Consider the following 10,745-nt stretch of genomic DNA (forward strand, 5'->3'; position numbering starts at 1 on the left):
GGCGACCCTCTTACATGGTCAGCGGCCGGAGGTTCCGGCCCGGAAGAATTAGGGCTGCGGACTAGCGCGCCATCTCCCGAACGGACCGAACCGACCTCTCGGCTGAACCATGAGACATCGGATCACCTCCTTTCGCATTGTTAACGACACCACCAATGTGAGTCGCCGGGGCCGATAGAACAAGACTTGAACTTGATTTTTTTCCCTGTCAGAATCAGCAGCCTTGTGCGTGCGCCGCGGCTCCCGCTTCACCGCGCAGCGTTCAATGCCGTTTGAAATATTGCACGTCGCGCTCATGACGCTGGGCGGCTTCCTTGGTGTCGAAGGTGCCGAGATTGCGGCGCTTACCGGTCTTCTCATCCTTCTTGCGCGAATAGAGGCGATAGTCGCCGGATTTCAGCTTGCGGATCATGGCGGCGGCTCCTTTTCCTGCCGCTTCTTCAACGCTTCGCCAGCACGCAATTATCCCCGGCAATCCTCGATCACCCGGGCGACTTCGGCCCAGGCCGGCAGGACGAGGCGCGGGCCGATCCCCTCGACCATGAAGCGGCCGCGGCTGAAGGCGATACGGTCCAGCGCCGGATCGCGTGCCGCCATTCGCCAGCCGACGCCGCCCATCACCGCCCCCGTCGCCACCGGCTGCGTGCCGAACGAGGTCGTCAGCGTCGCGGCAGCCGCCATCGTGACGCCGGGCCGGTAAAGGATCACCTCGCGCCCCGCCACGGCGCACTGGATGACGAACAGCGGCGCGCCGGGATCGGCACCGAAGGCGGCGATCGAGCCGTCCTTGCCCAGCGTGTAGCGCCACGTTCCCGGCGTCAGCGCGACGTCGCGCCAATCCTCGGCTGCGGCGGGCGGCGGCGCCGGGCGGGCGACGGGCGCAGGCGGCGGCGGCTTGGGCGCGGCGTGCGTGACCACTGGCGGCGGCGCCTTGGGGGCGACGCAGCCGGCAACGAGCAACGGCAGGAAGAGGAGAGCGAGGCGACCTGTCACAGCAGGGCTCTTAGCGGCCCCGCATGTTTTTGGCAGCCCTTGCCGTCTTCGCCTTGCCGTAGCGCGTGGTCCGCGTGCCGGGCTTGCCGGAAATGGAGTTCGCCCTGATCGGCGCGCGATGCTCCGCAGACGGCAGGCCGAGTTCGTCCGCCTCCAGCCGGCGGATCTCGTCGCGCAGCCGCCCGGCCTCCTCGAATTCGAGATCGGCGGCAGCGGTGCGCATCCGCTTCTCGAGATCCTCGATATAGGCGCGCAGATTGTGGCCGACCATGTGGCTCACATCCTCGATGCCGGTGTCGACCGTCACCTGATCCTTGGACGCGAGATGGCTGACGATATCGGCGACGCTACGCTTCACCGACTCAGGCGTGATGCCGTGTTCCACATTATAGGCGAGCTGCTTCTCCCGCCGGCGCGAGGTTTCCGCCATGGCGCGATCCATCGAGCCGGTGATGCGATCGGCATAGAGGATGACGCGGCCGTCGATATTGCGCGCGGCCCGGCCGATGGTCTGGATCAGCGAGGTCTCGGAGCGCAGGAAGCCCTCCTTGTCCGCGTCGAGGATCGCGACGAGCCCGCATTCCGGGATGTCCAGCCCCTCGCGCAGCAGGTTGATGCCGACGAGGATGTCATAGACGCCGAGCCGGAGGTCGCGGATCAGCTCGATCCTCTCAAGCGTCTCGACGTCCGAATGCATGTAGCGGACCTTGAGCCCGGCCTCGTGCATATATTCGGTGAGGTCCTCGGCCATGCGCTTGGTCAGCGTGGTGACGAGCGCGCGATAGCCCTGCTTCGCCACCTCCCGGCATTCATGGACGAGATCGTCGACCTGGCTCTCGATCGGACGCACCTCGACCGGCGGATCGATCAGGCCGGTGGGACGGATCACCTGCTCAGCGAAGACCCCGCCGGTCCGCTCCATCTCCCAGCTGCCCGGGGTCGCCGAGACATAGACGGTCTGCGGGCGCATCGCGTCCCATTCGTTGAAGCGCAGCGGCCGGTTGTCGATGCAGCTCGGCAGGCGGAAGCCATATTCGGCGAGCGTGATCTTTCGCCGATGGTCGCCACGCGCCATGCCGCCGATCTGCGGCACGGTCTGGTGGCTCTCGTCGACGAACAGCAGCGCGTTCTCCGGCAGATATTCGAACAGGGTCGGCGGCGGCTCGCCGGGCAGGCGGCCGGTAAGGAAGCGGCTGTAATTCTCGATGCCGGCGCAGCTGCCGGTGGCGGCGATCATCTCCAGGTCGAAATTGGTGCGCTGCTCCAGCCGCTGGGCCTCGAGCAGCTTGCCCTCGGCCTGCAATTCCTTGAGCCGCTCGGTCAGCTCGTGCCGGATCGCCTCGGTCGCCTGCTTCAGCGTCGGGCCGGGCGTGACATAGTGGGAGTTGGCGTAGATGCGGACGTGATCGAGGCTCGCCACCTTCTTGCCGGTGAGCGGATCGAACTCGATGATCTCCTCGATGTCGTCCCCGAAGAACACGACGCGCCACGCCGAATCCTCATAGTGGGACGGGAAAATCTCCAGATTGTCGCCACGTACGCGAAAATTGCCGCGACCGAAGGCGGCATCGTTGCGCTTGTACTGGAGCGCGACGAGCTTGCGCACGATCTCCCGCTGGTCGACCGTCTGGCCCTTCTTCAGGTCGAAGATCATCGCCGAATAGGTTTCGACCGAGCCGATACCGTAAAGGCACGACACCGAGGCGACGATCAGCACGTCGTCCCGCTCGAGGAGCGAGCGCGTCGCCGAATGGCGCATGCGGTCGATCGCCTCGTTGATCGAGCTTTCCTTCTCGATATAGGTATCGGTGCGCGGCACATAGGCTTCGGGCTGGTAATAGTCGTAATAGCTGACGAAGAACTCCACCGCATTGTCCGGGAAGAAGCTCTTGAACTCGCCGTAAAGCTGGGCGGCGAGGATCTTGTTCGGCGCGAGCACCAGCGCCGGGCGCTGCAGCTGCTCGACCACCTTGGCCATGGTAAAGGTCTTGCCCGAGCCGGTGACGCCGAGCAGCACCTGATCGCGCTCGCCCTGCCCGGCCTGCGCGACGAGTTCCGCGATGGCGGTGGGCTGGTCGCCGGAGGGGGAGTATTCGGAGACCAGCTTGAACGGCTTGCCGCCTTCGGCCTTGTCCGGCCGCTGCGGCCGGTGGGGGACGAAGGTCTGGCCCGTCTCGGGCTCGTCGAGCGTGGTGCGAATCTGGATTGCCATTGATCGGGATATGGGAAACCGTCCGCCCCGCTGCAATCACCGGGGGGAGAGTTCGCAAATGCGCCTCATGCTGCCCGCGATGATTCTGCTCGCGCCCACGCTCGCCGCCGCCCAGCAGGCGATCCAGCCCGGCCTGTGGGAGGTGACGAGCACCGTGACCGATGTGGAATTGCCCACCAGCGCGGGCAGCTTCACGCCGACCGCCTACAACGTCAGCGGCATGATGAAGGTGTCCGGCGCGCAGGCGATGACGATGAAATTCACCGGCACGGACAAGCTGGTCGGCCCCTGTAAATAGGGCGGCCGAACCGCCCGCCCTGATCGGCCTGATCAAATCCCGGGGCATGACGGTGGCGGGCGGCGCGGGCGGTCGCGCATCATGTCGAAAGCGGTTCAGCATCGCCGGGGAAGCCTCTAAGGGCGGCGGAATGGAACCCTCCCCCTCGCCTGCCCGGCGCGCTTATGTGCTGGGGCTGTTCACGCTGATCTATGCGTTCAATTTCATCGATCGGCAGATCGTGTCGATCCTCGCCCCGGAGCTGAAGGCCGCGCTCGGCCTTGCCGACGCGCAGATCGGGCTGTTGTTCGGCACCGCCTTCGCGCTGTTCTACGCGCTGTTCGGGCTATCGCTGGCGCGGCTGGCCGACGGGTGGAACCGGGTGCGGACGCTCGGCCTGGGCCTCGCTCTCTGGTCGGGGATGACGATGCTGTCCGGCCTCGCCGGCAATTTCGCCCAGCTCGGGCTGGCGCGCATCGGCGTCGGCATCGGTGAGGCGGCGGCGTCGCCAGCGGCGATGTCGGTGCTGCAGGATTATTTCCCCAGGCGGCAGCGCGCGACCGTACTCGCCATCTATTCGAGCGGCATCTACTTGGGCATGGGCGCGTCGCTGATGCTCGGCGGGCGGATCGTCGCCTGGTGGCAGGCGCGCTGGCCGGAGGCGCCGCCCTTTGGCCTTGCCGCGTGGCAGGCGACCTATCTGCTGGTCGGCGCCCCGGGCTTGCTGCTGGCGCTGCTCTGCTGGGCGACAGTGCGCGAGCCGGTGCGCGGGGCCATCGACGGGGAGCCGCAGCCCGGCGACGCCGAGCCGTTCCGCGCCGCGCTCGGCGTGGCGGCGACCTTGATGCCGCCGTTCAGCCTGCTCGGGCTCCGCGGACCGCGGCTGGCACGCAACCTGACGCTGCTGCTCCTGTGCGCGGTGGGGGCGTGGGCGGTGACGGCGGTGACGGACGGCCTGCTTTCCCCCGCGCGGCGGCCGGCGGTGGCGTACCTCGCCGGCATCGCCATCACCACCAACCTCATCCAGTGGAGCGCCATCGCGCTCGGCCTCTACGCCTCGCTGAGCTGGATCGCCGCGCTCCGCCACCACGATCCGCAAGCGACGGCGCTGATCCTGTGCAACAAGGCCTTCCTGGCGCTGGCGGTCGGCGGGGGCGTGCTCAGCCTGGGAAGCTACGGGCTGTCGGCGTTCCTCATGCTCTACGCCACCCGTTATCTCGGCGCCGGGCCGGCGGACGGGCTGGTACTGGGGGCGATCTCCGCGGTGGCGGGCGGCTGCGGCACGGCGCTCGGCGGCGTCATCGCTGATGCCGCGCACCGGCGCCATGCCGGCGGACGGGTGTTCGTGGCGTGCGCGGCGGTGATGCTGTCGACGCTGTGCCTTGCCGTGCAATATACCAGCCACAGCTGGGCCGTGTTCCTGACCGCGCACGGCCTCGCCACGCTGTTCCTGACGATGTGGCTGGGACCCGTCTTCGCCACCGCGCAGGACCTCGTCAGTCCGCGCATCCGGGGCCTGGGCGTGGCGGTGCAGTTCCTCGCCATCAACCTGATCGGGCTCGGCCTCGGCCCCTATTGGGTGGGGCTGGCCAGCGACGTGACCGGATCGCTGCGCGTGGCGATGCTTTCGGTGCTGGCGCTGGCGCCGGTGGTCCTGGCGCTGTTCCTCTCCGCGGTCAGAAGCCTTCCGGCAGGCAGGCCGGGCCGATGAGTTCCTCATAGCGGGCGATGGCGTAGCGATCGGTCATTCCGGCGATGAAATCGGCGATGTGGCGGCCGGCGCTCTCCGCGTCGGCGGGCATCGACGCCCGCCACGCTTGCGGCAGGCGGGCGGGATCGTCGCGATAGGCGGCGAACAGCCCCGACACCACCCGCGCCGCGGCCGCCGCCACCTCCAGCTGGGGGGGCGAATGATAGAGCTCGTCATACATGAAGCGCTTGAAGGCGCGCTCTTCGGCGGCCATCGGCGCCGAGAAGCCGATCAGCGGCCGGCCCGCCTCCCGCACCGCGTCGGCGGAGTTGATGCCGGCCTCGACGATGCGGCGGCGGCTTTCGGCGATGACGTCGTTGACCATCGCGCCGATCTGGTCGCGGATCAGCTCGCGCAGGCGGCGCGCCTCGGCGACGTCGGCGAGGCGCGCGCAGACCTCGGCCCAGCCGTGCGAGACCAGCGGCTGGACGAGCAGCCGGTCGAGCGGCAGGATGCCGGCGCGCAGGCCGTCGTCGATATCGTGATTGTCATAGGCGATGTCGTCGGCGATGGCGGCCACCTGCGCCTCCAGCGACGGCCAGCGATCCAGCTCCAGGGGATAATCGGCATCGACCTCGGCCAGCGCCCAGGGGGGATTGGCGACGGGGCCGTTATGCTTGGCCAGCCCCTCCAGCATCTCCCAGCTGAGATTGAGGCCGTCCCAATAGGGGTAGACCGACTCCAGCCGGGTCAGGATGCGCAGCGTATGGGCATTGTGATCGAATCCGCCTGTGGCCGCCGCCGCCGCCTTCAGCGCATCCTCCCCGGCATGGCCGAAGGGCGGGTGGCCGAGATCGTGGGCGAGGCACAATGCCTCGGTCAGGTCCTCGTTGAGGCGGAGGGCGCGCGCGATGGTGCGGCCGATCTGCGCCACTTCCAGCGAATGGGTGAGGCGGACGCGGAAATGATCGCCGTCCGGCGCGACGAACATCTGCGTCTTGTGGCGCAGGCGGCGGAAGGCGATCGAATGCACGATGCGATCGCGATCGCGCTGAAAGGCATCGCGTGGGCCACGGGCGCCGGATTGTTCGGCATGGCGGCGACCGCGGCTCCGCGCCGGATCGCTGGCGTAGGAAGCGAGGCCGCTCACTTCTTTTTCTTCTTCGGCGCCGCTTTCTTGCTGGTGGTGGTGGCGGCCTTCTTCTTGGGGGCCGCCTTCTTCTTCGTCGCAGCACTCTTCTTGGATGTGGTCGATTTACGCGACGTGGCTTTTTTGGAGGACGCCGTCTTGCGGCCGGAGCTTGCCTTGCGGCCGGGCTCGGCCGGCGCCTTCACCTGGATCTTGGCACCGGCGAGGGTGGTGATCTCCTCGCCCTTCCTGCTGGTGAACATGAAGCTGCCGGCGACCTTGTTGACGACGGCGCGCGCCTCCTTCTCCGACGTGAACGGGCCGACGAGCAGGCGGTTGGTGGCCCCGGCGCGGGCCAGCGCCGGGGTGCGATTGCGCAGGGCGGAGGCGTTCTTCCCCTTCACCGCCGACCACGCCTTCGGCATGGCGCCACGGTTGGCGCCGCTCGCCACCTGCACCCAGATGCGCGACGGATTGGGCTCGACCTTGCGAGCCTTGGCCTCGGCGGCCTCGCGCTGCTTCTCGGCGCGCTCCTCGGCCTCGACGCGCGCTGCCTCGGCGCTTTCGCGGGCGGCGCGCTCGGTAAGCGGCGGCGGTATCGGCGGGGCATTATCGTCCGCCGCCTTGTTACGCAGCATCGTCGCCGCGGCGGCGCGTGCGCGGCGCGAATTGGCCGGCGCCGTTTCCGGCCGATAGGTGGCGGCGGGCGCCGAGGCGCCGAGCCCGGCGAGCTCGGCGGCGGTGTAGCTGGTGCCGTCCGACGGCATCTCGCCGAAATGGACGGCGTGCGCCTTGCCCGCCGCATCGAGCGCGCCAAGCCGCGCGAAGAAGGGCTGCATCGCGGCGGCCTGCGCCGGCATCATCACCGAGGAGGCAATGGCGCTGGCACCGGGCACGTCCCCCGTCATTGCCAGCACGAAGGCGCGCGCGCGCCACGCCGCCGCGTCGTTCTTGTAGAGCAACGGAGTGAGCATCTGCACCGCTGCCGCGCGATCCCCGGCGATGCCGAGCGACAGCGCCAGGCGACGGGTTGTCTCCGCATCGCTGCCGGCGGCGAGGGCGAGGCGATAATCCTTCTGCGCGCGCTTGGGTTCGCCGCGCAGATCCCAGGCAAGCCCACGGTCGCTGGCGATCTGCGCCTCCGGCACGCCGAGATCGACGGCAGTGTCGAACAGACGCTGCGCCTCGCGCGGCTTGTCCATGCGCAACAGCGCCGTGGCGAGGCCGGCCTTGATCGACCCGGTCTTGGGCGAAAGGCTGTCGGCGCGGGCGAAGAAGCCGACCGCGGCATTGGCGTCGCCGACATCGAGCGCGGCATGGCCCGCGCCGATCAGCGCGCCGACATCCCGCGGCGAATTCGACAGGGTGCGCAGATATCCGGCCAGCCGATCGGCGGGATCGCCCGCGGAATCGAAACGCATCTTCGCGAATGGATCGGCGGCGGGCGGTTGGGCGACAGCCGGCGCAGTGAGCCCGGCGCCGAGCGACAGGAAGAGAATGGCTTGGCGGATCATGGCGTCCAATGGCTATGGTCGCCGGAGCTGAACGCAGCCAGAAGGGCCGCGGCCGCCTGCGCCGAACCGTGTCGGCGCAAGGACGAGCCGCCGGCCGTTACTGGTTATTCTGCTGGCTGAGGAAACCCGGCAGATCGAGCGGGGTACCGGCACGCGCGCCGGGCTGCTCGTCGACCTGCGCCTTGGCGGCGCCGCGGGCGATTTTCGACATCCGCTCGAACAGGGTATCGCCCTCGCGCGGGGCGGCGCGGGTGGCGCGCGGGCCTTCGGCGGCGGCCTCCTCATTCAGCCAGCGACGGGTGGCGCCGCCTTCGGTCTCGGCGGCCGCGACCGGAGCGGGCGCGGGCTGCGGGGCCGCCGGCGGCAGGACGCTGTCGGCGCCGAGCACCAGCTCATCCTCGTCCTCCTCGACGCGGGCGGCAGGCTCCGGCGCGGCGGCGGCCTCGGCGACCGGCGGCGCGACCGGGGCCGTGGCCTGCGGGGCGGCGGGGGCGGCCGGGGGTGCGGACGGGCTGTCGGTGCGTGCGCGCGAGGCCGGCGGGAAAGCGAATACCTTGGCCGGCTCGGCCATCGCCGCCGGGTCGGCCTCGATGCCGGTCGCGACGACGGAGACGCGAATCTTGCCTTCCAGATCGTTGTTGAACGCCGAGCCCCAGATGATGTTGGCGTCCGGGTCGACCAGTTCCTTGATGTGGCTGGCGGCCTCGTCGACCTCCATCAGGCGCATATCCTCGCCGCCGGTAATCGACACGATGACGCCCTTGGCGCCCTTCATGCTGACGCCGTCGAGCAGCGGGTTGGCGATCGCCTTCTCGGCGGCCTCGATGGCGCGATTGTCGCCCTCGGCCTCGCCGGTGCCCATCATCGCCTTGCCCATCTCGCTCATCACCGAGCGGACGTCGGCGAAATCGAGGTTGATGAGGCCGGGCATGACCATCAGGTCGGTGATGCCGCGCACGCCCTGCTGCAGCACCTCATCCGCCATCGCGAACGCTTCCTTGAAGGTGGTCGACGGGTTGGCGATCAGGAACAGATTCTGGTTGGGGATGACGATCAGCGTGTCGACATGCTTCTGCAGCTCCTCGATGCCGGCATCCGCCGCCTTCATGCGGCGATTGCCCTCGAAGCTGAACGGCTTGGTGACGACGCCCACCGTCAATATCCCGCGATCGCGCGCCGCCTTGGCGATGACCGGCGCCGCGCCGGTGCCGGTGCCGCCGCCCATGCCGGCGGCGATGAAGCACATATGGGCGCCGTCCAGCGCCTTCTCCACCTGCTCCAGCGTTTCCTCGGCGGCGGCGCGGCCAATCTCCGGACGGGAGCCGGCGCCGAGACCCTGGGTGATGCGCAGGCCGAGCTGGATGCGGCGTTCCGCCGCCGAGGCGTTGAGCGCCTGGGCGTCCGTGTTGGCGACGATGAAATCGACACCCTGGACCGCGGAATGGATCATGTTGGCGATGGCGTTGCCGCCCGCGCCGCCGACGCCGATCACGCTGATCCGCGGACGCAGCTCGTCGACTTCCGGACGGACGAACTCGATGCTCATGCGCTCACTCCCAAATCCCGTTCCGAAAAGCTTCGGGTTTCCCAACTTGACTATGAATCAGGTGATTCGGGTACGCCAACCCAAAATCACTTTCGCCCCCAGTTTTCTTCAATAACCGGAGCGAAAGGCGGCGATCAGCCGCCCCATCAGCCCGCCACCGCTCGCCCTCACCACCGTCTGCGGCCCGAGGGTGAGGTCCCGCAGGTCGGTGGCATCCGATGCGGCATAGCGCACCAGACCGGCCAATGTCGCGAAGGCCGGGCCGGAATGTGCTTCAGGCAGGCCGATCAGACCGCGCGGGCGCCCGATGCGTACGGCGCGGCCGAGCGCGCCCTGCAGATAATCAGCAATGCCCTTCAGTTCCGCGCCGCCCCCGGTGAGCACCACCTGCCGGCCGACCGGGCCGGTGAAGCCGTGGATCTTCAGCACGCGATCGATCTCGGCGGTGAGCTGCTCCAGACGCTGGCGGATGACGGCGATGAGCTGGGCGCGGGTGATACGGTGCGGCTCGCCCTGCGCCTCGTCCTGGCCGGCCATCGGCGCGACCTCGATCATGTCGTGATTGTCGCGCGGGCTGGTCGTCGCCGAGCCGTGGAAGCATTTCATCCGCTCGGCATGGTGGCGCCGCGTCCCGAAGGCGGAGGCGACATCGTCGGTGACGTCGGCGGCGCCGATCGGGATAGTGCTGAGGCCGACCAGGACGCCACCGGCGAACAGCGAGACGTTGGTGACGCCCGCGCCCAGCTCGACCAGCGCGACGCCGAGTTCGCGCTCCTCCTCGGACAGGCAGGTCATGCCGGTGGCGACCGGCGAGGCGACGATCAGCTTGACGTCGAGATGGGCCGAACGCACGCAGGTATCGAGGTTGCGCACCGGCGAGGCATCCGCAGACAGAACGTGGATATCGACCGCCAGTCGATCGGCGTGCAGGCCGAGCGGGTTCTTGACGCCGGTCAGGCCGTCCAGCGTGTAGAGCGTCGGCTGGGCATGGAGAACCATGCGGCCGTCGGGATGAATGGCGCGGCGGCCCTCGGCAAGCAGATCGTCAATGTCCGCCTGTTCGACGCGGTGGCCGCCGAGATCCACCTCGAACTGGGCAATGGCGCTGTCCAGCCCGCCGGCCGAGAAGCCGACCCAGACGTTCTCGATGTTGAGCCCGGCGATGCGCTCGGCCTGCTCCACCGCCTCGCGAATGCCCATCTCGGTCGCGCCCATATCGGCGATATAGCCGCGCGACACGCCCCGGCTCTCGCGCTGGCCGGTGCCGAGCACGGTGAGCTGGCCGGCCTCGTCCACTTCGGCGATCAGCGCCGAGATCTTGGACGACCCGATATCCAGAGCGGTGATGAGGTTGCCGCCATGCGCCTGTGCCACGAAAAGCCCC

9 protein-coding genes are annotated in these 10,745 nt (G+C 68.8%); 2 read left to right on the forward strand and 7 right to left on the reverse strand.

From position 1 onward, the window contains the following. Window positions 1–262 precede the first annotated feature (262 nt). From KOF26_RS07750 to uvrB, 3 genes are read right to left on the reverse strand one after another with little or no spacing between them, the layout of a single operon-like run. Window positions 263–412, reverse strand: a complete 150-nt coding sequence (locus KOF26_RS07750; protein WP_216322742.1) for a hypothetical protein — start codon at window positions 410–412, stop codon at window positions 263–265. A gap of 50 nt (window positions 413–462) precedes the next feature. Further along, on the reverse strand, window positions 463–993 hold the full coding sequence (locus KOF26_RS07755) for a hypothetical protein (RefSeq protein WP_216322744.1): 531 nt from the start codon (window positions 991–993) through the stop codon (window positions 463–465). A 10-nt stretch (window positions 994–1,003) separates the two neighbouring features. Then, the gene (uvrB, locus tag KOF26_RS07760) at window positions 1,004–3,205 is read right to left on the reverse strand and encodes an excinuclease ABC subunit UvrB (RefSeq protein WP_216322746.1); all 2,202 of its coding nucleotides are present in this window, start codon (window positions 3,203–3,205) and stop codon (window positions 1,004–1,006) included. 79 nt (window positions 3,206–3,284) lie between these two features. Here uvrB and KOF26_RS07765 point away from each other — a divergent pair, with 79 nt between their 5' ends. Together KOF26_RS07765 and KOF26_RS07770 are read left to right on the forward strand one after the other, a co-directional pair. After that, entirely contained in the window at window positions 3,285–3,503 is a 219-nt protein-coding gene (locus KOF26_RS07765) for a hypothetical protein (RefSeq protein WP_216322748.1), read from the forward strand. Window positions 3,504–3,633: 130 nt separating this feature from the next. After that, window positions 3,634–5,193, forward strand: a complete 1,560-nt coding sequence (locus KOF26_RS07770; protein WP_216322750.1) for a spinster family MFS transporter — start codon at window positions 3,634–3,636, stop codon at window positions 5,191–5,193. On the opposite strand, the gene KOF26_RS07775 is transcribed toward KOF26_RS07770, so the two are convergent. The 4 genes from KOF26_RS07775 to ftsA all read right to left on the reverse strand — a co-directional run bounded on the left by KOF26_RS07775 (window position 5,159) and on the right by ftsA (window position 10,735). Continuing rightward, the gene (locus KOF26_RS07775) at window positions 5,159–6,322 is read right to left on the reverse strand and encodes a deoxyguanosinetriphosphate triphosphohydrolase (RefSeq protein ID WP_216322752.1); all 1,164 of its coding nucleotides are present in this window, start codon (window positions 6,320–6,322) and stop codon (window positions 5,159–5,161) included. The genes KOF26_RS07770 and KOF26_RS07775 overlap by 35 nt on opposite strands. Continuing rightward, on the reverse strand, window positions 6,319–7,815 hold the full coding sequence (locus KOF26_RS17405) for an SPOR domain-containing protein (RefSeq protein WP_216322755.1): 1,497 nt from the start codon (window positions 7,813–7,815) through the stop codon (window positions 6,319–6,321). The genes KOF26_RS07775 and KOF26_RS17405 overlap by 4 nt, the downstream gene beginning before the upstream one ends. Window positions 7,816–7,912: 97 nt before the next feature. After that, complete coding sequence (gene ftsZ / locus KOF26_RS07785) at window positions 7,913–9,361, reverse strand: cell division protein FtsZ (RefSeq protein WP_216322758.1); 1,449 nt, start codon at window positions 9,359–9,361, stop codon at window positions 7,913–7,915. A 108-nt stretch (window positions 9,362–9,469) separates the two neighbouring features. Beyond that, window positions 9,470–10,735 carry a cell division protein FtsA gene (ftsA, locus tag KOF26_RS07790; RefSeq protein WP_216322760.1) on the reverse strand — a complete coding sequence of 422 codons (1,266 nt, stop codon included), beginning with the start codon at window positions 10,733–10,735 and terminating at the stop codon, window positions 9,470–9,472. Between the last annotated feature and the right edge of the window lie 10 nt (window positions 10,736–10,745).

It is taken from the genome of Sphingomonas quercus (genome assembly GCF_018863195.1).
GTDB lineage: Bacteria > Pseudomonadota > Alphaproteobacteria > Sphingomonadales > Sphingomonadaceae > Solisphingomonas > Solisphingomonas quercus.